18 protein-coding genes and 1 tRNA gene are annotated in these 20,807 nt (G+C 56.9%); 6 read left to right on the top strand and 13 right to left on the bottom strand.

Annotated elements, in window-relative coordinates; all coding sequences use genetic code 11:
• Positions 1 to 84 precede the first annotated feature (84 nt).
• On the top strand, positions 85 to 1,197 hold the full coding sequence (locus GRI38_RS01755; protein ID WP_160681282.1) for a zinc-binding dehydrogenase: 1,113 nt from the start codon (positions 85 to 87) through the stop codon (positions 1,195 to 1,197).
• A gap of 520 nt (positions 1,198 to 1,717) precedes the next feature.
• Here GRI38_RS01755 and GRI38_RS01750 read toward each other — a convergent pair.
• Positions 1,718 to 2,713 (bottom strand): asparaginase, encoded by a 996-nt coding sequence (locus tag GRI38_RS01750; protein ID WP_160681281.1) that lies wholly within the window; start codon positions 2,711 to 2,713, stop codon positions 1,718 to 1,720.
• A 129-nt stretch (positions 2,714 to 2,842) separates the two neighbouring features.
• On the opposite strand from GRI38_RS01750, the gene GRI38_RS01745 reads away from it, so the two are divergent.
• Positions 2,843 to 2,918: transfer RNA gene (locus tag GRI38_RS01745), tRNA-Val, on the top strand.
• 330 nt (positions 2,919 to 3,248) lie between these two features.
• Here the strand turns inward: GRI38_RS01745 and GRI38_RS01740 are convergent.
• The 10 genes from GRI38_RS01740 to GRI38_RS01695 all read right to left on the bottom strand — a co-directional run bounded on the left by GRI38_RS01740 (position 3,249) and on the right by GRI38_RS01695 (position 15,954).
• Complete coding sequence (locus GRI38_RS01740; protein ID WP_272916417.1) at positions 3,249 to 3,704, bottom strand: terminase small subunit; 456 nt, start codon at positions 3,702 to 3,704, stop codon at positions 3,249 to 3,251.
• 486 nt (positions 3,705 to 4,190) lie between these two features.
• The gene (locus GRI38_RS01735; RefSeq protein WP_160681279.1) at positions 4,191 to 5,441 is read right to left on the bottom strand and encodes a hypothetical protein; all 1,251 of its coding nucleotides are present in this window, start codon (positions 5,439 to 5,441) and stop codon (positions 4,191 to 4,193) included.
• Between the two features lie 33 nt (positions 5,442 to 5,474).
• Entirely contained in the window at positions 5,475 to 6,020 is a 546-nt protein-coding gene (locus GRI38_RS01730; protein ID WP_160681278.1) for a recombinase family protein, read from the bottom strand.
• A 1,230-nt stretch (positions 6,021 to 7,250) separates the two neighbouring features.
• Complete coding sequence (hsdR, locus tag GRI38_RS01725) at positions 7,251 to 9,608, bottom strand: EcoAI/FtnUII family type I restriction enzme subunit R (protein ID WP_160681277.1); 2,358 nt, start codon at positions 9,606 to 9,608, stop codon at positions 7,251 to 7,253.
• On the bottom strand, positions 9,605 to 10,957 hold the full coding sequence (locus tag GRI38_RS13875) for a restriction endonuclease subunit S (RefSeq protein ID WP_202389817.1): 1,353 nt from the start codon (positions 10,955 to 10,957) through the stop codon (positions 9,605 to 9,607). Before GRI38_RS13875 ends, hsdR begins: the two co-directional genes overlap by 4 nt.
• Positions 10,957 to 12,411 carry a class I SAM-dependent DNA methyltransferase gene (locus tag GRI38_RS01715; protein WP_160681276.1) on the bottom strand — a complete coding sequence of 485 codons (1,455 nt, stop codon included), beginning with the start codon at positions 12,409 to 12,411 and terminating at the stop codon, positions 10,957 to 10,959. Before GRI38_RS01715 ends, GRI38_RS13875 begins: the two co-directional genes overlap by 1 nt.
• Positions 12,412 to 12,776: 365 nt before the next feature.
• Complete coding sequence (locus GRI38_RS01710; RefSeq protein ID WP_160681275.1) at positions 12,777 to 13,394, bottom strand: hypothetical protein; 618 nt, start codon at positions 13,392 to 13,394, stop codon at positions 12,777 to 12,779.
• A 13-nt stretch (positions 13,395 to 13,407) separates the two neighbouring features.
• A complete protein-coding gene (locus tag GRI38_RS14315) occupies positions 13,408 to 13,596 on the bottom strand; it encodes a helix-turn-helix transcriptional regulator (RefSeq protein ID WP_419880262.1) in 189 nt (62 codons plus the stop codon).
• A gap of 310 nt (positions 13,597 to 13,906) precedes the next feature.
• Positions 13,907 to 15,124, bottom strand: a complete 1,218-nt coding sequence (locus GRI38_RS14255; RefSeq protein ID WP_160681273.1) for a tyrosine-type recombinase/integrase — start codon at positions 15,122 to 15,124, stop codon at positions 13,907 to 13,909.
• A 236-nt stretch (positions 15,125 to 15,360) separates the two neighbouring features.
• A complete protein-coding gene (locus GRI38_RS01695) occupies positions 15,361 to 15,954 on the bottom strand; it encodes a TlpA family protein disulfide reductase (protein WP_160681272.1) in 594 nt (197 codons plus the stop codon).
• 22 nt (positions 15,955 to 15,976) lie between these two features.
• On the opposite strand from GRI38_RS01695, the gene argH reads away from it, so the two are divergent.
• The 4 genes from argH to GRI38_RS01675 all read left to right on the top strand — a co-directional run bounded on the left by argH (position 15,977) and on the right by GRI38_RS01675 (position 19,777).
• Positions 15,977 to 17,353 carry an argininosuccinate lyase gene (gene argH / locus GRI38_RS01690; protein WP_160682404.1) on the top strand — a complete coding sequence of 459 codons (1,377 nt, stop codon included), beginning with the start codon at positions 15,977 to 15,979 and terminating at the stop codon, positions 17,351 to 17,353.
• A complete protein-coding gene (locus GRI38_RS01685) occupies positions 17,350 to 17,595 on the top strand; it encodes a hypothetical protein (RefSeq protein ID WP_160681271.1) in 246 nt (81 codons plus the stop codon). Before argH ends, GRI38_RS01685 begins: the two co-directional genes overlap by 4 nt.
• Positions 17,596 to 17,723: 128 nt before the next feature.
• A complete protein-coding gene (lysA, locus tag GRI38_RS01680; protein WP_160682402.1) occupies positions 17,724 to 18,986 on the top strand; it encodes a diaminopimelate decarboxylase in 1,263 nt (420 codons plus the stop codon).
• On the top strand, positions 18,983 to 19,777 hold the full coding sequence (locus GRI38_RS01675; protein ID WP_337191224.1) for a precorrin-2 dehydrogenase/sirohydrochlorin ferrochelatase family protein: 795 nt from the start codon (positions 18,983 to 18,985) through the stop codon (positions 19,775 to 19,777). Before lysA ends, GRI38_RS01675 begins: the two co-directional genes overlap by 4 nt.
• Here GRI38_RS01675 and GRI38_RS01670 read toward each other — a convergent pair.
• Together GRI38_RS01670 and GRI38_RS01665 are read right to left on the bottom strand one after the other, a co-directional pair.
• Positions 19,772 to 20,161, bottom strand: coding sequence for a winged helix DNA-binding protein (locus GRI38_RS01670; protein WP_337191223.1), 390 nt, complete (start codon positions 20,159 to 20,161; stop codon positions 19,772 to 19,774). The genes GRI38_RS01675 and GRI38_RS01670 overlap by 6 nt on opposite strands.
• On the bottom strand, positions 20,154 to 20,606 hold the full coding sequence (locus tag GRI38_RS01665) for a hypothetical protein (RefSeq protein ID WP_160681269.1): 453 nt from the start codon (positions 20,604 to 20,606) through the stop codon (positions 20,154 to 20,156). Before GRI38_RS01665 ends, GRI38_RS01670 begins: the two co-directional genes overlap by 8 nt.
• Between the last annotated feature and the right edge of the window lie 201 nt (positions 20,607 to 20,807).

Raw genomic sequence — 20,807 nt, 5'->3', positions numbered from 1 at the left:
CGCGATTGCAAGGAACCGCGCCAATGAAGCGACGCGGCCTCGTCTGCCAAAGCGTCGCAGTTAAACGAAAATAGGAGAGCGAACATGACGACCACCGGAAAACAGATTTTCACGACGCTGGACAAGGGTGGCGCGCTGACCGTCGAAGTGGCCGAGACCGAATTCCCCGATCCGACCGGCAATCAGGTGCTCGTGAAGATGGAAGCCGCGCCGATCAATCCGAGCGATCTCGCGCTCCTGTTCGGCCCGGCGGATCTCGACAATGCCGAATATTCGGACGGCAAGATCGTCGCGCAGATGGCCGAACCGTTCCTCTCGGGCGCAAAAGGCCGCCACGGACAGCGCCTGCCCGTCGGCAACGAGGGCGCGGGCACGGTCGTCGCAGCTGGCGACGGCGAAGCGGCTCAGGCGCTGATGGGGCAGCGGGTCGCCTGCGTGCCGGGCCATGCCTTCTCCCAATACGCGATTGCCGAGGCGGCGATGTGCCTGCCGCTGGGCGATCATTCGGCGGAGGACGGGGCGAGCGCCTTCGTCAACCCGATGACCGCGCTGGGCTTCGTCGAGAATGCTAAGATGGAAGGGCAGAAGGCAATAGTTCACGCCGCCGCCGCCTCCAATCTCGGCCAGATGCTCAACCGCATCTGTCAGGAGGACGACATCGCGCTCGTCAACATCGTCCGCAAGCAGGAGCAGGTCGATCTGCTGAAGAACCTCGGCGCGAAGCACGTCGTCAATTCCTCCGACGACAATTTCATGGACCAGCTGCGCGGCGCGATCGATGCGACCGATGCCTATTACGGCTTCGATCCGATCGGCGGCGGCAAGACGATCGACACAATCTTCAAGGCGATGGAACAGGTCGCGGTCGGCAAGATGAGCGAATATTCGCGCTATGGCTCCAACCAGCAGAAGAAGATGTACATCTATGGCCGCCTCGATCTGGGCCCGACGATCCTGACGCCGTCCTACGGCTTCGGCTGGACGCTGTCGGGCTGGCTGCTGACCCCGTTCCTCCAGCAGGCCGGACAGGAAACGGCAGGCCGGATGCGGAAGCGCGTGCTCGACAACCTCACGACGACCTTCGCCAGCCATTACAAGAAGCGCGTCAATCTCGAGGAAATGCTGACGAAGGACGCGGCGACGAATTACCGCGCGATGAAGACCGGCGAGAAATACCTCGTCACGCCCTGGGGGTGAGTCTGGATTGATGATCGGCGGGGCCTCGGAAAAGACCGGGGCTCCGTCGCGGTTCGGATAAAGACCGCTTTTATTGGTCGACTAATAGTGGCTAAACGACTGGGATTGGGGTGGAAAGGGGACACTGCCGCGCAGCCGCTGCTAGACTAAACTTCGTCTCCACATTCAGGGCAGTGGTTGACGATGTGAGGCCACCACATGTGCCGACCACCTTCCGTTATTCTTCCGTGGCCGCATGACCGCCGCCGAAAGTAGACAATGTAAAACGCCAACATCCCCGCGAGCCCGAGAAACACCGCTGCGACTTGTGAGAGGTCAGGGAAATACCCAAGCAGCAAGCGCCAGATGGCGACATTGCTGACGACAAGACCGGCCAACAGGAGCAAGTTCAGCGCAAGCGGTTTCAGGCGAGGTATGGTTCATCAATGCATCAGCGGCCTAATGTCCGCAATGGGGTCGTTACCCGTAGGTCCGATCTTGGCGGAGCGGGCGGGGAAGCAGCCCCCCCCCCCCCCCGCCCTCACCGCCGGTCGAAAGCCGCCTGCGCTTCTTGCGGATCGGTCACCCCGTTCGCGAGCAGCAGTTGCAGCAGCACCCTCGCCTTGGCCGGGCCGAGCGCGCGTGCGGCGATGAAGCCGAGCCGCGCATCGTCCGGTTCGCGGTCCACCAGCCCTTCGTCCACCCGGCTCGCACGCACGACCAGCACGCCGCTTTCAGCCGCGGCAGCCAGCCGATCGCGCACCGGTCCGGGCATGTTGCCCTCTCCGAAGCCTGCGAACACCAGCCCCTGCGCCCCGTCGCCAAGCGCCCGGTCGACGTCGATCGTCGGCATCCCGGCATAGGCATGAAGGATCGGCACCCGCGGACTGTCCGTGAACAATTCGTACCGCGCCCCTTCCGGGTGGCCGTTCTCGTCGAGCCGCCATGCCGGGCCGAACCAGTCGAGCGATGTCGGCGTGACATGGCCGATCGGTCCACGCGGAAAGCCGCGAAAGGCATCGACTCCGCTCGTCAGCGCCTTGCGCGCATCGCGCGCCGCGAACACCCGGTCGCTCATCACCAGCACGACGCCGCGCCCGGCGGCTGCCTCGTCGCCCGCGACGCGCACGCCGTTGGCGAAATTCCTGAGGCCGTCGCTGCCGACCGCATCGGCTGGCCGCATTGCGCCCACCAGCACAACGGGCTTGTGGCACGGCAAGGTCTGGTCGAGGAGGAAGGCGGTTTCCTCCGCCGTGTCGGTGCCGTGCGTGACGATGATCCCGCCGCACGCCGGGTCGGCCAGCGCCTCGCTCGCTGCTTCGTGCAGCTTTCGCCAGAGGTCCGGTCCCATGTCCTCGCTGCCGATATTGGCGATCTGCCGCCCTTCGAGTTTTGCGGGCAAGTCCAGCGTGGCGATTTCGGCGAGAAACTCCGCGATGCCGATCTGGCCGGGGCGATAGTCGCGCCGCGTCGCGGAGCCGGCAGTGCCCGCGATCGTGCCGCCCGTGGCGAGGACGAGGATGTGCTGGTCGCTCATTCCCGCCGCCTTAGAGAGGGCGCGGCAATTCGCAATGATTTTGGATTGATTTCGTCGGCGATGGTTGTAGAAGCGCCACTTCCGGTCGGGATTCGAGGCATTGCCGCACGAAACCGACGCTGGAATACCGGGTGATTAGCTCAGTTGGTAGAGCATCTCGTTTACACCGAGAGGGTCGGCAGTTCGAGCCTGTCATCACCCACCATCATTTCAATGACTTACGCCGTCAGACGCTGGATTTCTTATATCCTAGCAATCACATAGTAAGCCGCGCAAAATCGAAATTTTGCATCCGGGTGTGCCTGGGTAAGGTACTCTCAGATTTCTGCCCCCCTGCCTCCGATAACCTGGATGGAACCATTCAGGTTTTGGCGCGACTTCTCTGCACCACGTGCCTACCCAGGGGTACCCGTAAGGCGCAACATCCTATACGCCCCGAGAATCGCTTTTGAGTCGTTCTAGACCGTCATCGGTGGAGGGGTAGCCGGGGAAGTAAATTTCGCCTTCAGAAGCCTCTCAGGGTCGTCTGGCGGCATCAGAGAATCGCTACTCTATCCCCTTCCACCAACTCTCGATATTCAGCCTCGATAACCTCGGTGTCTTCCTCGGACAGATCAATCGACGCGAAGAAGTCGGACCTATGCGTATGCTCGACTTCCTTTCGTTCAACGAACAGTCGGAGCGTCTTGCCAAGCAGCTCTATCGCCCTGATCCTCTCGCCACCGCTGTTATCCGGGTCTTCCGCTTCGTGCTTCAGCCGCTCAATGACCCAATCCGCGTCGATCCTGTTCCTATCGGCGGTGTCTTGGCGTTCCTTGTCGATGACTTCCGCTATCTTAGGCAGTTGGAGCAGATCGTAGGCTGTCTTGGCTGCGTGTTTGCCGGAATAGCCAGCAGCTATCGCCGCATCCTTCCCTGCGCCTCTCTCGCCACCCCGCTTGATATACTCCATGACGAAACGATGCTGTTTCGGTGTTAGCGTGTCAGACATTAGTTTCTCTCTTATCTTCCCTCTTATTTCTCTCTTATATGGACTAGACATATTTGTCGTAATAACTCGACGTATTTGTCGAGATAGCTAGACGTATTTGTCGAGATAGCTAGACGTATTTGTCGAGATAACTCGACGGATTTGTCTATTTAACTCGACACATTTGTCGCAATACCTCGACGTATTTGTTGAGATGAAACACCTATTCGCCTTCAGTTCGCGGGGCGGATAAATCACCCCGTTTCACATGATCGGCGGGCGGAAGGGCATGAACCGGCGCTGCATCCATGCTGAAGAAGGCAGAGGCTTCAAGCTGGCTGAACATGAAGCCGACGATGGCAGCAGCCACGATCCAGACGAGCTTGCCAGCAGAGGCAAGGTTTGCGCCAATGGCTGCTCAAACCCGATTTTCAGCACCTCTGTGCTTAAGTAGGAGCATAGAAATGCGACTTAGACGCCCGTCACTCGCGCCTATTGTCGATAAGCCTAATGATAAATTTCAACTGATCCTGCCCATACCCAGCCAAAGCCCCGATCTTGGGTAATCGGGTCAACGTACGCTATATGAAGCCATCGGCCGTCTTTATCTACCACCGCCAAAGGCGATTCAGGTGAAAGACGAATGATGATATCGGCAGAGCCACTGGCACTCTTCCGAATGTTGCCAGCCCGTCGCATCTCGCCTCGTGGGACAGACTTCAAGTTTCTTTTCTCTGCTTGATCGGCCAAAAGCGCTTTTACTGCAGCCGCCTCGGCTTGCTCCAAGCGTCGAAGTATTTCGTTATTAGTCTCAACTTCATTCTTGACTGAATTTAGGTTAGCCCGATCCGTTTCAGTAAAAGATGGAAACAAAATGGCCCAAACCGCGAAAGCAAAACTGAGTACCCCCAATACTTCCGACCTAGACGGAACCGGATTTGCTAATACCTCATCGAACCACGAAATTATTAACTCGATCCAACGGTCGCCTACTTTCTGATCATTGCGGTCTGCAGCTTGCACTAAATGAGAAAGTCCTTCATCTAGAAACGTGCTTGCAATTGTATCGGCTCTGATTCCGGCGAAAGCAGTACGGATAGCGGAATCATTTCGTCGAAATAGCTCGGCAACCCCCATGACAGCTTCGCTTAAGTCGCGAAAAGCGGCGTTCGAGAAGCCTACGCTTGCAAACACGTCCTTTTGACCCAACGTCAGCTCGTCTACGCCTTTGAGTGCTGATGGAACTTCCGGTGAAAATGCGCGCAAAGACGTTAGTTCGAGCGAATTCCCAAGCGCGTCTGACAGATCAGAAAAAGCCCTGTTTGATACTGGCATCAAGGCCGATCCGATTGAATTACTGATGGCTAAAGATACCTCCGAAACAGCCTCTGTCGAAGCACGTATAGAAGCTAGCGCAGCGGACGTTACAATCGGCGATGCTATTTCATTCGTAGTAACTTTTGTCGAAGCGCCAATACCTGCAAATGATTTGGACAAGGCTCGCGTCGTTTCACGAATAGAATCTAAGCTTCCGAACGTGCCGATACCTGCTGAAAGGGTGGACAAGGCTCGCGTCGTTTCACGAATAGAATCTAAGCTTCCGAACGTGCCGATACCTGCTGAAAGTTCGGACAATGCTCGCGTCGTTTCGCGAAGGGTCTGCAAGGCGTCGGATGAACTTAAAATCGAGGATATTTCGGGTGTGACCGAAATCTTCGATAAGTCATTATCGGCTAAAGTTTTGGCCAATGAATCCATTAGATTACCATATCCTGCTCGCGTAGACATTAGCTAGGTTGATAGGTACCGATATACGCTGGCACGGCCAATATTTAGCGTTCGAGCGATATCAGTCGGCCTCATTCCCTCTCGAGAAAGTCTTCGCACTTCACTGCCATCGATTGATGGTCGTCGTCCTTGGTAAACTCCAGCAGCCTTCGCTTTGGCGATGCCTTCCATCTGCCGTTCCTTGCGAATATCGGCTTCGAATGCCGCGACCGCACCGAGAATGGCCATCATCAACCGTCCAGTGGAACTGTCAGTATCGACACCACTTTGTTGAAGGCATCGAAACGCCACGCCTTTTGTCTGAAGACGCTCGATAATTACGAACAGGTCGCTAACCGATCGCGCCAACCTATCTAACCTGGTTACGATGAATATGTCGCCTTCTCGCACATAGTCTAGTGCATCTTCGAGTTGCTCACGCCCTTTCGCAGACAGGCCAGATCGCTTCTCAGCAAAGATCTTGTCACAGCCAGCCTCGGTCAAGGCTGTTTGTTGAATTTCGAGGCTCTGCCCAATTGAACTAACTCGTGCGTAACCAACCAACGCCATTGTACTCTCCGTCTCATAAGGGTCTAGACCCTGGCGGGTTGCCTCAAATTTCTATTATGGTCAACTTAATTGAGACACTTTTCGCGTCTCATGACCACGTATCATTTGGGTTTACCCGAAAGAAACGCCCTGAGTGATGCTAGCTTTAAGCAATTTGCTTGATCCATGCACTTCACATTCCGCCGCAAGTTGACGAGCAGAGGCTCTGCTTATGCTTGCTTACCGTTCTTTGAGCGATGCGCTTCAAAGCTATTGCTGTTGATCAGCTAAGGAAAGACGTGCCTCCCCTCTGATCTAATTCGACAGCGTCAGTGCTTCTCTTGCTAGATTGCGTTTCAGTCCTGGTTTGCCTTCACCACGGATGTAGGCGCCAAAGTGGCCATTGCCTGGGGAGGGATGCGCAAGGTGGACGAACCACACGTCAGCTGATTTGTAGGCCATTGGATTAATCCATACGACTTCGCCTCTTTGACGCGACATAGCAGCCGCAACAGCTTTTACGTAACTGTCGGTATTACCTAGTAAAAGGACGCGGGATGTTCGGCTTGGAAGTCGTACAAGATGCTGTTCTACGCAAGCTTGCACAAAGCGATGCCCTACTACTGACGGCTTAAAGGCTGGAAGCACGTTTGGGCTATCCGCAGTATGCTTCCCCTTCTTTCGGTCGAAGCCAGTTAGCGAGCATCGAACCATACTGGCGAAAGCGAAATCTTTTTCACTAGCCACAAAACGACGTTCAAATCTCTCTAATGTTTCGTTGGCTAGCAGACCTACGGACTGAAAACATTGCAGTATGCGATGACGCATACCTTTGAATGCAACGCGGTCAAAGCATTCGGTTCGATAAGCCGATGACTGTGTGTTTCCCTTGCTCATTCCCAAAACTAAAGTTTCGGGATTAGAAGCTCCCCAGTGGCCCGGGTCGCGTACCAGTCGGAAAGAGCCTTCTTCCTGAACAGTAGCGGTCGAACTATCCCAACATCGCGAGCATTCGACAGAACCATGGCGAAACATCAATAACCTCCCCTGAAAAGCAAAAGCCAGGGCAACAACCCTGGCTTTTGCCCCCACCGACGAAATGCTTGTAGATAACAAGGAGGAGAAAGGTCACCCCCCCGGCTAACGTCATTCCCGGCAGTTCGGTTCGTTCAACCTATATCTCTGTCCGGATTGGTCAATAGCATTCCCCAAAATGCGGAACTTTGAGCTTTTCGATGTTTGATCCGCTTCCTAAGTCGTTTTGCCGCTTTCGCGCTGATACAGTTCGCGTTGAAATTCCACGAAGTTTCGTCGGATGTCCTTCATGCTGCCTAACGTCACAGCCGCGTCGTGGGTGCTGCCGTATTTCAGCGTTAATAGCCCCTTGAGGTTGTCGGTGTCGAGCTGGTCAACGCCTTCCTCGACGTAATGGGAAAGTACGAAATCAAGAAATTCCTGCGTCCTCTCGTCGTATCGCGAGAGGATACCAGCACGGCGTTTCTCGACCCGCTCGGCCCTGGGCGTAGGCGTCTTGGCGTAGGCGATGAACGCCAGCACATCGAACAAGTCGCTGTCTTCACCCTTTGTTAGTTTGCGGATTTCATCGAGCTGTTCGCCAGTGAAGCCTCGGTCAGCCAAGCCGGACAACAGTGCCTTCCTAGTTTCTGGATCGCTCCAAATTTCCCGCAACTCGACTTCGTCACGAAACAGCGAGGGCAGTTGTCCGAAGAGGGATTCAATGAACTGCGCCGCTGAGAGGGGCTTGCCATCCGGCCCCATGAATATCGTCGCTTCGATATGCTGAAAGGTTCGCTCCTTGCCATCAGCAAGCTTGATCTTGACCTTCTTCGGTGTCGGACGCCGTTCCTCGTCTTCCGCACTTTCTGAGCCATCTGCCGGCCCTTCCTCGCTATCCGGCTTCGATATCCTCGGTTTGCTAGGCTCTGGATCGATCGGTTCGCCATCCCATTCCGGGTCTTGGAAATGCTGATGCGCTTTCACGAAGTCGAGGATCGTAAAATAGTCCTTGCCTTCATACAATCGCGTGCCTCGCCCGATGATCTGTTTGAATTCGATCATCGAATTGATGGGCCGCAGCAGAACGATGTTACGGACGTTTCGCGCGTCCACTCCAGTTGAAAGCTTCTGCGAAGTCGTCAGGACGGTAGGGATGGTCTTCTCGTTATCCTGAAACTGGCGCAGGAACTGGTCGCCAATCGCGCCATCGTTCGCCGTCACACGAACGCAATAATTCGGGTCGCTGTTTTGCTTGTTCTGATTGATGATGTCGCGGATCAAGGCCGCATGATCCTGCGTCGCGCAGAACACCAATGTCTTTTCCTTCGGTCCGATCTTCGACATGAAGGTACGAACGCGATATTCCTCCCGCTCGCGTATCTCGATGTTCCGGTTAAAGTCGCTTTCCGTGTAGCGTTTGCCGTCGATAATCTCACCTTCCAGAACGTCGTCGTCTTCGGTGTAAAAATATTCGTCGATGGTCGTCGCTAGCTGCACGACCTTGAACGGCGTCAGATAGCCGTCACTGATGCCCTCTTTTAGCGAATAGACGTAGCGCGGCTCGCCGAAATAAGCGTAGGTATCGACGTTGTTGTCGCGCTTAGGTGTCGCGGTGAGGCCGATCTGAACCGCCGGACAGAAATGGTTCAGTATCTCCCGCCATGTGCTTTCATCATTCGCGCCGCCTCGATGGCATTCGTCAACGATGATGCAGTCGAAGAAGTCGCAAGGGTAATCGCCGAAGTAAGGCTGCGGTCCGCCTGCTTCGTCCGTACCGGACATGAAGGTCTGGAAGATCGTAAAAAAGATGCTGGCATTCTTCGGCACCTTGCCCTTCTTGCGAATGTCGGCTGGCTCTACACGCGCCAGGGCGTCTTCAGGGAAGGCCGAGAAACTATTATATGCTTGGTTGGCGAGGATGTTGCGGTCGGCCAGGAAAAGCACCCTTGGGCGGCGCGTAGGCTTTTCTGAGGCCTTCCAATCACGCAGGTTCCAGCGGGCTTGAAACAGCTTCCAGGCGATCTGGAAGGCGATGGCAGTTTTCCCGGTGCCGGTCGCCAATGTCAGCAGGATGCGGCTGTCGCCCTTCGCGATGGCGTCCAGCGCCGCCTCGATGGCGTTGTCCTGATAGTAGCGCGGCTCGTATGTGCCGCCTCGCGTCTCATAAGGAATAGCGGCGAAGCGGTCGCGCCAGGCGTTTTCTTCCGCGAATACCGCGTTCCAAAGCTCTTCAGGTGTCGGGTATCGTTCGACATAGCCTTCGTCGCCGGTGGCCATGTCGATCCGGTAAATGCCCTTGCCGTTTGTCGAGTAGGCAAATCGGGTCTGTAGCTTTTCGGCGTATAGCTTCGCCTGACCGACGCCTTCGGTATCAATGGCGTCGCGCTTCTTCGCCTCCATGACGGCGAGGTTCTGATTGCGGTATGACAGCAGATAATCCGCAATTTGCGCTTTCGCTCGCTTGTTGTTTCCGATCTTACGACCTGGCGCGATAAGCCATTCGCGCCGCACCCGGCTTTCCGCAACCTCGCCCCATCCCGCCAGCCGCAGGGCCGGATCGATCAACTCGGCGCGGGTTTCGGCCTCGTTCATGCAGCTGCGGCTTGCGGTTGGCCGGTTAGTTCGCCGGAAAATGCTCGGGCTAGCAAAGTCTGTTTTAAAACAGTCAATTCGGCCAGCAAGGCTTCGTACTTCTCTTCGAGCCGGGTACTAGCCGCCTTCAATACATTGGTCCTGTCAACGATGCTTCGCTGCTCCTCTAAGGACGGAACGCAAACTGAAAAGGCTTTCGCCTCAGGATAGTATATCGTCTGGTGGACTGAACCACTCGAGAAACGTAATATATCCTCACCCTGAGCCAAGAATAGGAATTTTAAAAATTCCGGCGAAATTTCCTCCATGCATACCCAATTTAGGAAATCCTGACTGGTCGCCATTTCCTCCCCCATGACGACTACATATCCGACAGAAGCAGTTCTTGAAAGACAGACCGTATGCTTCGGGAGGATACGTGCTGAGGAATTTTCAATACCTGCGTTCGTTACTCTTTCTTTCGTCGTATTGATCGTTGCGCCGTGATGCAATTTGGCGTCCCGAATGCCGATCCAAGGAATTTCGCCACCCCAATAATGCGGTTTGCTTCTGCTGGGTGTATGACCTGATTCAAGTCTCGCGATTGAAGTTAGCCTTCTCCATTCCCAGCCGCGTGGAGGCAACGACCTTTGTGGCCCGACGCCTAGCGCACGCCTTCCTTGGATTGGACGGGAAGTTGCTTCTCGACCGCCCGTAGAAGTCTGTTCATGGCTTCGCCGAGGCGACACCCGCTTCTTCGCTGGCTCCGGTTCGACAGCTGCTTCGTCATACTTTGAATTTGGCGTATCTGTGCAAAACGTCGTCGCGAGGTAAGATGAAAACAATTCCCGCGCGTTCGCAAAGTTTCTCTCGGCGTTCGTTGTGGCGGTCGCGATGCTAGCAAAAGCCTCATCTAAAATTGCGACGATCCGCCGCTGCTCTGCGAGGGGAGGAAGAGGTAGCGCTATCGCCTTGATTTTCTTAGACGAGAGATGCTTGACTGTCGTGAAGGTAGTGTGGTCTTCAATCTCCTTCAAATGTTTGTTGATACCATAAAATAGAAATCGCGGGTCCAGCCGGGACGAAAAGTTCGTAAGCTTACAGACTCGCTGATTGAGTAATCCGGGCGGTCCGTGCCACTGATAACAGGCGAATTCGCCGTCCATTCCGATCAAGTAATCACCTGAAGTAACGACGAAGCGGTTATCATACTCGCCGTCGAACCTGAGTGTCGTAGCATGGCCATCCTTTAGGTCGCGAATACGGATGAGCGGCATTCCACTGGATACGTCGAAACGTTTCGAGTCGAAAGCATAACCATTCTGAATATCGACCAGCTCATCGAGCGAAACTTCCGGCCAACCAACCATCAGAGCATTGTCTCGATCTGAGCGATGATCTTCGCGCTTTCTTCGTCCAGCTTCTTCATCTCTGCGATGATTTCATCGGGCGAGCGGAGTGGCGCTTCTTCCGGCGCATTCGGATTGCGAACTGACAGATCGAAGCTGCTCTTGTCGATATCCTCGATTGCCACCGTCCAGCTCTTGTCGCTATCGGCGCGGTCCGACTGGAGCTTCACAAACTCCGCTAGGTCGTCGTCGTTAAGCGGATTGGTCTTGCCCATGTTCCTGCCCGGATCGAGCTTGTAATGCCAAACGCGCTTGGTCGGCTCGCCCTTCTCGAAAAACAGCACCACCGTCTTCACGCCCGCCCCCAGGAAGGTGCCACCTGGCATGTCGAGGATGGTGTGAAGGTTGCAGCTTTCGAGAAGCTCCTTGCGTAGCGCCACGCTGGCATTGTCGGTGTTGGAGAGGAAGGTGTTCTTGATGACGATGGCAGCGCGACCGCCCGCCTTCAGCGAACGAATGAAATGCTGAAGGAAGAGGAAGGCCGTCTCGCTCGTCTTGATCGGGAAGTTCTGCTGGACCTCTTTCCGCTCCTTGCCGCCGAAAGGGGGGTTGGCCAGCACGATATCGAACTTGTCCTTTTCCTGAAGGTCCATGACATTTTCGGTCAGCGTGTTGGTATGGATCAGGTTTGGTGCCTCGATACCATGCAGAATCATGTTCATCGTCGCGATGACGTAGGCGAGGCTTTTCTTCTCCTTCCCAATGAAAGTCCGCTCTTGCAGTGTTCGAAGATCAGCGGTGCCAAGGTTCGGTTTGGCGCGAAGGTACTCGTAGGTTTCGCACAGGAAGCCACCAGAACCGCAAGCGCCATCATAGATGGTTTCGCCGACCTGCGGATCGACCACCTCTATCATGGCCCGGATGAGCGGCCTAGGCGTGTAATACTCGCCGCCGTTGCGGCCCGCATTGCCCATGTTCTTAATCTTGGCTTCGTAGAGGTGCGAAAGCTCGTGCTTTTGATCCTGCGAGCGGAACGACAGCCTGTCGATCAATTCCAAGGCATCTCGCAGCGAATAGCCGCTCGTAAACTTGTTTTTGATTTCGCCGAATATCTCTCCGATTTTGTATTCGATCGTATCGGGACTGTCAGCTCGCGCTTTGAATCCTTGCAGGTAAGGGAAAAGATCGGCGTTGACGAAATCGATTAGATCGTCCCCGACCAAGGCGCGGTCATGGTCGAACTTACCGTCGGCATCTTTTGGCGCGGCCCAGCTCGACCAGCGGTGCTGCTTATCGAAGATCGGGGAGTAGGACTTGCTGTCCAGTTCGGCTTCCAGTTCGCGCGAAGCTTCCAGATCGTCGAGATACCTGAGGAACAGCATCCACGATGTTTGTTCGGTGTAGTCCAGCTCCGTTGTGCAACCGGCTTCCTTCCACAGTACGTCATCAATGTTTTTGAACGTCTGCTCGAACATGTGCAGCGATTCCTCCCTCGTTCCTCAAGCTGTCCGCTCTAACCGCAACGGGTAAAAATCTGAATAGGGAAGGTGACCCCTATCATTTCCCTATCAGGTGGCCGCAATTGGCCTACAGAGCCGAACGGCTCGTTGCGAATGCTAGGGGGTTGTGGGGTGAGAAAAGCGGCGTTTTCAAACTTGGTAGCGTTATGAGCTTTGAGAAAGCCTTTCTCGTCTGACTTTGTAGAACGTCGCAAGAGGAAGGCGGTATCAAGCCAAAAAGACCGCTATCTCGTCCAGCAAATGTTTGCCCATCTCGACACCGCTTTGTCAGATACGAAGCACGGGGCCGCTTTGATGCGACCCCGCTTCATTTAACAGTTCTAAGCCGCGTCTCTAAGCTGGTCGTCGCCGGAGTTATCACCCTCTGCTGGTATATTATATGTGGAGCATATTTCGCCCACGTTCGCATCTGAGAATTCATCGTGACGGGGCTGATTTCTGCCTACGTCGAGAAACCCATTGGGTAGATTATTCAACCCAGTTGGTCGCTTTTCTAACCACGGCAGGCGCATATTTTGCATACGCCGTTTTTCCTTATCTGTCGGACGATAACGCATGAAATCTTTGGTTGCATGCCTTTCGCCCACATCTTTCATGGTAAGTTCGTAGACCGACGCCAATGGCTGCTTGTTGTCGAAACTCCCCTTCACAATTGTTCGCACGAAACCCTTCTCTTCCAATTCCTGAATATATTTTCCGGCGGTTCGATGCATCTTGACGTTAAGCAGGTCGGCAGCCTGCCTCTGTGACATGTAAATCTCCCTGTTGTTGACGCCGTTATAAAGATGGAGAAATTCGACCAACAAGGCGCGAGCTTGCGGAGATAGAAGTCGATATGCGGCCGACTTAAGCAGGAACGATTCCAGCATGACGAACTTTTCGTGCTTATTGCGACCGGTCTTATCGACAGCGCGTTTTCGGTTTTTCGTTTTTGCCACTTTTCGTTCCAAATCATGCCGCCAATTGTCGATCGCTTGTGCTGGTCAGTTCGCTTTCAAGTAGCCAAGCATCCAGGGCATGCCTTCGGTAAACGACACTTCGGCCAATTTTTGCATAGGGCGGACCACCGCCAACTACGCGCAGTTTCTCCAGCAAGCTTTCCGAAATATCGAGGTATAGAGCGGCCTGCCGCGTTCGCATGTTTGGTGGGAAATCTTCCAAAACCATTTCTCATCTCCAGGTTCGTTTGACGTAAGCGTATCCAGTTGGATCGCGCTGCCCATCGTTGGATGAGCCAGAGAAAAATGCGCGACTGCAAGAGGATTGGAAGAGGGTAATGCGCGCAATTTCCGCGCGGAATACGCGCGAAATACGCGCGGAATACGCGCGGAATAAATTTAGCAACGGTTTCAACGAAATGAAGCTCAGTCATTCAGCGTGCTGAACGAGAAACCAGGCGCGAAAATCATCGCTAAATGGCCTTACGAGAGGGCGTGAGAGGATCGTTCTGTTAGGAAGACGACTCTTCAGCACACTGTTCGGCTGTTATTTGTGCGAGATACGCGTCCCATTTTGCCATGGCAGTTTGCTTCTCCGGCAGATAGTCATAGCGTTGATACCGCTGCCCTGCTCCGAGCTTCAGCGTCCGGCCTTGAATGACTTCGATCATATCTGGCGAAACGCCCAACCTTTGAAGTGCCGTTGCCACAGTTCGTCTAAGGTCGTGAAGCGTCCAATGTTCAATCGGCAACGTGCCTTCTTCCCGCGTCAGTTCATCGATCTTCGCATCTAGCCGTCTTTTTAGCCGTGCCAAGTTTCCCAACCGATTGGAGCCGGAAACGCTGAATACAATAGGACCGATGTTCTGCGTTTTTTGCAACAGAGCTTTCATTTGCGACGTAAGCGGAACCACGTTTCCCCGGCCCGATTTCGTGCGGCTTTTCGGGACTTCCCAAATGCTTTGGTCGAAATTCAACTCATCCCATCGCATTCCGCTTACTTCGCCTAAGCGCTGTCCTGAAAGGGCAAGCAACTGCACCATCGATCCGTATGGATGGTCAAGACTTTCTGCCGCCCGCCATACTAAGCGCAGCTCATGTTCATCGAGGAACCGTTCACGACCGGGATTTGGTTTGGGCCTTGGTGTTCGATCGAGCGGGCTTCGTTCTAAGTCACCGCGGTCCTCCGCCCACCGAAACATTTTGCCAACAACTTCAGCAGCTTTTCTTGCCGTAGCATTCCTGTCCTTCAGCCCGTCCAACCATTCAGCAACATCCCGCTTCGTTATCTTTGTAATTGGTTTCTTTCCGAAATGGGGAATTGCATGACACCGCAACACTGATGACGCTCGATCAAATGAGCCTGGCCAGTTTGCTCGAAGGTACTCGTTCGTGAAAAATTCGGCATAGGTATCGAACGCTAAATCGACGCTTTCGATGCGACGCCGCTTTTTCTCCGCATTATGGTCAATTCCTTGGCTAGCAGCGAACAGTATCTGCTCGGCTTCTTTCCGCGCCTGCTGCAATGTCCACGGCGCGCCATGTGGCCCAATCGTTGCACGTTTTTGTTGGCGGCTACCTTCGACCCGATAATTCAAGACATAGACCTTCTTGCCGCGGGGTGTGACCTTCAACCCGAAACCGTTCAGAAGCGCATCCCAGATGAAATGGTCCACATCTCCTGGCTTGGCAGCATCGACGACAGACTTGGTGATTTTGATCGCATTCACTTCGCTTTTCCCGGCGTTCTAGTAAGCATATAGTAAGCCAACGATATGCAACCTGATCTAACCGAGGAAGGTACGGCCCAGTGAAAAGTGTTGAAAAACTACGATATTTCGAACCTTCGTAGAAGGCCGTACAACTCCATAAGCAATAGAGCATCTCGTTTACACCGAGAGGGTCGGCAGTTCGAGCCTGTCATCACCCACCATTCCCTCTTTTATCACACCTTTTGACGTGCCCTTCATTCGGCGGCGAGGGCCGCGTCGATGCGCTGCCGTGCCTCCGCGCTCGTCCAGTCATACGCGCCCAGCACGCGCCAGACTTCGCGCCCTTGCGCATCGTAAAGCACCGTCAGCGGCAAGCCCGCAGCCCCGTCCGACAGCGCCGCGCCGAGTTTCGCTTCGGGATCGAGCCATTGAGGCAAGTTCGCCAGTTCGCGCTCGCTGAAGAACGGTTCGACCACTTCCGCCCCGCGAAGGTCCTGGCTCACCGTGACGACGCGCAGCCGGCCTTCGTAATCTGCGGCGATCGTGTCGAGCATCGGCATCTCCACGACGCATGGCCCGCACCAGGTCGCCCACAGATTGATGAGCACGGGCTGTCCCTGAAGCGCCCCGGTGTTCAGTTCGCCTCCTTCCGGGTTCGTCAGCAGGACCGCCGGCATCAGGCTGCCCGCCTCGCCCGTATCGATTTCGCCGCTCAAGGCAGGCTTCGCCGCGGGCAACGCGCCTTGCGGTTGCGCGGCCTCTTCCCCGCCATTATCGCAGGCGCCCAGTAACAGGACGGACAGCAGCGTGAGCGACGAGCGGAACGAGGACGATAGCGAAAAGGCCATGAAGCAAGACGGCTCCAACAAGATGTGGGGCGGACGCTTCGCCGCCGGGCCAAGCGCGATCATGCGCGAGATAAACGCCTCCATCCCCTTCGACAAGGCGCTGTGGCGGCAGGACATTCAGGCGTCCAAAGCGCATGCGCGGATGCTCGGCAAGGCAGGCATCGTCAGCGAAGCGGATAGCCAAACCATCCTGAACGGTCTCGACCGGATTGCCGCCGAATATGAGAGCGATGGCGTGCCGGAGGACTGGGACCTCGAAGATATTCACATGACGGTCGAGGCGCGGCTGACCGAAATGATCGGCCCGGTCGCCGGAAGGTTGCATACCGCCCGCAGCCGCAACGACCAGGTGGCGACCGACTTCAAGCTATGGGTGCGCGACGCGCTCGACCGTGCTTCGGCTGGCCTCCTCGCATTGCAAAGGGCGCTCGTCACGCGGGCCGATGAACACGCCGCCGCCATCATGCCGGGCTTTACGCACCTCCAGACGGCCCAACCGGTGACGCTGGGCCATCATCTCATGGCCTATTACGAGATGGCACGGCGGGACGTCGCGCGGTTTTCCGCGGCGCGCGAGCGGCTGGACGAATGTCCGCTGGGCAGTGCGGCGCTCGCCGGAACGGGCTTTGCGATCGACCGCGATGCGACGGCCGGGGAACTGGGCTTCGCCGCGCCGACGCGCAACTCGCTCGACGCGGTATCGGATCGCGACTTCGCAATGGACTACCTGATGGCGGCGAGCCAATGCGCGATCCACCTCTCTCGCCTTGCAGAAGAAATGATCATCTGGGCAAGCCAGCCCTACGGCTTCGTCCGGATGCCGGACACGCTGTCCACCGGCAGCTCTATCATGCCGCAGAAGAAGAACCCGGACGCCGCCGAACTGGTGCGCGGGCATACGGGGCGGATCATCGGTTGCACGACGGCGCTGATGGTGACGATGAAGGGGCTGCCGCTCGCCTATTCCAAGGACATGCAGGACGACAAGCCGCCGGCCTTCGAAGCGGCTGGCCTGCTGGAGCTCTGCCTTGCTGCCATGACCGGCATGATCGAAGGCTGCACCTTCAATACCGAGCGGATGCGGGCGGCGGCGGAACTGGGCTACGCGACCGCGACCGACCTCGCCGACTGGCTGGTGCGCGAGGCGGACATTCCGTTCCGCGAGGCGCATCACATCACGGGCGCAGCGGTGAAGATGGCCGAAGCGAAAGGCGTCGCGCTCGACGCCTTGTCGCTCGACGACCTGCGCGGGATTGACGAACGGATCGACGAGCGCATCTTCGCGGCGCTGTCGGTCGATGCCTCTGCCGCCTCGCGCAACTCCTATGGCGGGACCGCGCCCGATCAGGTAAGAGCGCGCGTCGCGGAAGCCGCATCGCAACTGGGTATCGCCTTATGAAACGCACATGGATAGTTGCCGGGGTCGTCGCCGCCCTCGCCCTTTCGGGATGCGCCCGCAAGACCGCCCTCGAACCCGCGCCCGGTCAGGACCTGCCGCCGGTCCCCTACGGAGCGAGCGAGCCGCCGAGTTCGACCGAGCTTCTCGAACTCGATCCGCAGGCCGCACCGCAACGCAGCACCGAATTGCGCCGCCGTTCGGAAGAGCGCGAGGACGACCCGTTCGACATCCCGCCGGAGTGACGGACCAACGACCGTAGAGCCGGGCTCGACATCATTGAGGGCTGTTTAGGTGCCATTGTGGATCATCGCGGAAATGCCCTCTGTTGAGGCGTAAAAAGCGTTTTAGAGTAGCGAAATTCAGGACAGAGATGGATCATTTCCAGTTAAAAGACGGGCACTTGCACTGCGAAGATGTACCGATGTCTCGTATCGCCGACGAGGTCGGGACGCCGGTCTATGTCTATTCGAAGGCGACGCTGGAGCGTCATGCCGCGGTCTTCCGCGACGCTCTGGCCGGGGTGGGACGTGGCGAGCCTCTGCTGGCTTTCGCGGTCAAGGCCAACCCCAACCTTGCGGTCCTGAAAGTCCTGGCAAATCAGGGATATGGCGCCGATGTCGTATCTGTTGGCGAGCTTCGCCGGGCGCTGGCCGCCGGGATGGAACCGGCCAAGATCGTGTTCTCCGGGGTGGGCAAGACGGCTGCGGAATTGCGCGCCGCGCTCGAAGCCGGGATCGGCCAATTCAATCTCGAAAGCGAGGAAGAGGGCGAGGAACTCTCTGAAATTGCTTCCGAAATGGGGATGCGGGCACGCTGTGCCCTGCGCATCAATCCCGATGTCGATGCAGGAACGCACGACAAGATCTCGACCGGCAAGGCGGATAACAAGTTCGGCACGCCTATCGGCGATGCCGCAAGCCTCTATGCGCGGCTGGCAACGGTCCCCGGCCTCGAGATGCGGGGTCTCGCTATGCATATCGGCAGCCAGCTATCCGATCTCGCCCCGTTAGAAGCGGCCTTCGAAAAGCTGGGCAAGCTTCTGAAAACGCTGCGAGAATCTGGTCAATCTGTCCGTCAGGTCGACCTCGGAGGTGGCTTGGGCGTCCCCTACAAAAGCGGCGAGATACTTCCGAGTCCCGGCGAATATGGCGCGATGGTCCGGCGAGTGACGCAGGATTGGGACGTTTCACTGGCTTTCGAGCCTGGCCGCGTAATCGCCGGAAATGCCGGGGTTTTGTTGACCCGCGTAGTGCGGGTGAAGCGCGGCGTCGTGCATCCTTTCGTCGTGGTGGACGCAGCGATGAACGACCTTGCCCGCCCAGCGATGTACGGCGCATGGCATGATTTCGTGGCGGTCGAGCCGGACGGCGAAGAAATGACGGCGAACATAGTCGGACCGATCTGCGAGACGGGCGATACCTTCGCCACCGGACGCCAATGCGACCGGCTCGAACGTGGCGATCTCGCCATTTTTCGCACCGCCGGGGCCTATGGCGCGACGATGGCCTCGAGCTACAACAGCCGGGGTTTCGTCGCCGAAGTGCTGGTCGACGGGGATCGTTTCGCGGTCGTCGCCGACCGCATAGCCGCCGACAGCATCATGAACGCAGAGCGGGTACCCGACTGGCTGTGACGATCCGGTCCCTCCCCCTTTTCCACCGCATAGAGGGTCGGAAGGTCGTCCTCGTCGGCGAAGGCGCCATGGCGGAAGCCAAGCGTCGCCTGATCGAGCGTGCCGGGGGAATTCCGGTCAGCGAAGCCGAGGCGCACCACGCACATCTCGCATTCGTCGCCATCGAGGGCGAAGCCCGCGCGACACGCATCGCGACGGGATTGAAGCGGGCAGGCCTCCTCGTCAATGTCGCGGATATGCCGAACCTCTGCGACTTCACGACTCCGAGCATCTGCGATCGCGACCCGGTTCTCATCGCGATCGGAACAGGCGGAGCCTCCGCCGGTCTCGCGAAGCACCTGCGCTTGCGGCTCGAGCTCCTCTTGCCGAGGCAACTAGGACGGCTCGCGAGCGGGCTGTCGGATGCGCGCGATGCCTTGCGCCGGCGCTTTCCGGACGGAGATGCACGCCGTCAGGCGCTCGATGCGGCATTGGGCGAAGGCGGAACACTCGACCCGTTCGATGACGGGGCAATCGACAAGCTCCCGGCCTTCCTAGAAGGTGCAGGGTCCGAGAATCGCCCGGAGACTTTCGAAATACGCCTTTCGAGCCACGACCCGGAGGAACTGACCTTGCGGCAGGCACGCCTGCTGGGGCGAGCCGACACGATTTTTCACGACGACGACGTGCCTGCGGAAATTCTCGCCCGAGCGCGTGCCGACGCCGTCCGTCGTCCTTCAGGTCATCGACCGACCGATCCAGACGATGAGCCGGACGGCCTGACGCTTATCCTTCGTTCGCCGAAATCATAGAGCCGGAGCAGGCTCGACGTTCCTGAAATAGCGCGCGATCGCGGCAATGCTACGGTCCGTCAGCCGGACGAAGGCGCGGCGACGGTCGATCGCGTCCTGGACCTTTTCCACCAGACCCTTCGCCGTCAGCTGCGCAATCCAGCGCAAGGCGGTCGTCGTCGGAACACCAGAAGCGATGCACAGCGACGTGACCGATACCCGCTGCCCTTCCGCATGGGCCGCCGCCAGATCCAGCAGCATGTCCCACGCAGGGTCCGCAAACAGATCCGCCTCGAACAGGGCGGAACGTTCCTGCCTCTGCCTGATCACGCGCCGAATAAGGCCGGGAGACGGCAGCTTCGACAGTTCCGCCGGCGCGGTATGCAAGGTCGCGATATCAGGCATCGGTCGTTTCCCCATTGAATGCCCGCGAACGGATTTGTCCGAGAAGAATAAGACGTTGCCACCTGCTCGGGATCGGATGAACCTGCGGCCGGCGGCGTGAGAAGGAGCGCAATACTTCCGGCGTGTGGCGCGGATGGGTGGCAACGAATACGCACTCGTCCCTCAGTCCCGGTGCGCTGTCGATGATCTCGATTGCCCGATAGGCGCAATCGTCGACATCATCGATCCTGAGATAGACGAGTTCAGCGAAGCGTTTTGTTGCAACAAGTGCGGCACTTCTTACGAGCCGCGTCAGCGATGCACTTTCGATCACCGTGAGGTCGGCCCCGCGACAATCTTCGGCGAGCTTCTTACGATAGGCTACGTCATCGGCATAGAGTGCGACGGTACGTGCAGCGATGCACCTCGGCGCTTGGAAAAACTGCGTTTCGAATTGGAAGGTCATGGCTTGCTCCCTTTGTTCTTTCTGGAACGAAATTAGAACAGAAGGACACCGGGTCAAGAACATATAGTGGTCGGAAAGAAGATGAAATTAACCATTCTTCTTAGGCATAGTGGAAAAACCAAGAGGAATTACAGCGGTAGATCGCGGCGCCATCTGGTAAACGGCATTGCTGTTTGCACCCCGCCCTCAGGAGTACTTAAA

This window comes from Parapontixanthobacter aurantiacus (assembly GCF_009827635.1).
GTDB classification, from domain to species: domain Bacteria; phylum Pseudomonadota; class Alphaproteobacteria; order Sphingomonadales; family Sphingomonadaceae; genus Parapontixanthobacter; species Parapontixanthobacter aurantiacus.
The sequence above is the reverse complement of the archived record's forward strand: the minus strand, read 5'-3'. Positions and strand labels throughout refer to the sequence as shown.

Bases quoted from the DNA above. Each gene is read 5' to 3' on its own strand.
- GRI38_RS01740 (WP_272916417.1), bottom strand. From the start codon at position 3,704: ATGTCTGACACGCTAACACCGAAACAGCATCGTTTCGTCATGGAGTAT.
- GRI38_RS01685 (WP_160681271.1), top strand. From the start codon at position 17,350: ATGAAACGCACATGGATAGTTGCCGGGGTCGTCGCCGCCCTCGCCCTT.
- argH (WP_160682404.1), top strand. From the start codon at position 15,977: ATGTGGGGCGGACGCTTCGCCGCCGGGCCAAGCGCGATCATGCGCGAG.
- GRI38_RS13875 (WP_202389817.1), bottom strand. From the start codon at position 10,957: ATGGTTGGTTGGCCGGAAGTTTCGCTCGATGAGCTGGTCGATATTCAG.
- GRI38_RS14315 (WP_419880262.1), bottom strand. From the start codon at position 13,596: ATGCGAACGCGGCAGGCCGCTCTATACCTCGATATTTCGGAAAGCTTG.
- GRI38_RS01750 (WP_160681281.1), bottom strand. From the start codon at position 2,713: ATGAGCGACCAGCACATCCTCGTCCTCGCCACGGGCGGCACGATCGCG.
- hsdR (WP_160681277.1), bottom strand. From the start codon at position 9,608: ATGAACGAGGCCGAAACCCGCGCCGAGTTGATCGATCCGGCCCTGCGG.
- GRI38_RS01695 (WP_160681272.1), bottom strand. From the start codon at position 15,954: ATGGCCTTTTCGCTATCGTCCTCGTTCCGCTCGTCGCTCACGCTGCTG.
- GRI38_RS01730 (WP_160681278.1), bottom strand. From the start codon at position 6,020: ATGGCGTTGGTTGGTTACGCACGAGTTAGTTCAATTGGGCAGAGCCTC.
- GRI38_RS01670 (WP_337191223.1), bottom strand. From the start codon at position 20,161: ATGCCTGATATCGCGACCTTGCATACCGCGCCGGCGGAACTGTCGAAG.
- GRI38_RS01715 (WP_160681276.1), bottom strand. From the start codon at position 12,411: ATGTTCGAGCAGACGTTCAAAAACATTGATGACGTACTGTGGAAGGAA.
- GRI38_RS01735 (WP_160681279.1), bottom strand. From the start codon at position 5,441: ATGGATTCATTGGCCAAAACTTTAGCCGATAATGACTTATCGAAGATT.
- GRI38_RS01665 (WP_160681269.1), bottom strand. From the start codon at position 20,606: ATGACCTTCCAATTCGAAACGCAGTTTTTCCAAGCGCCGAGGTGCATC.
- lysA (WP_160682402.1), top strand. From the start codon at position 17,724: ATGGATCATTTCCAGTTAAAAGACGGGCACTTGCACTGCGAAGATGTA.
- GRI38_RS01755 (WP_160681282.1), top strand. From the start codon at position 85: ATGACGACCACCGGAAAACAGATTTTCACGACGCTGGACAAGGGTGGC.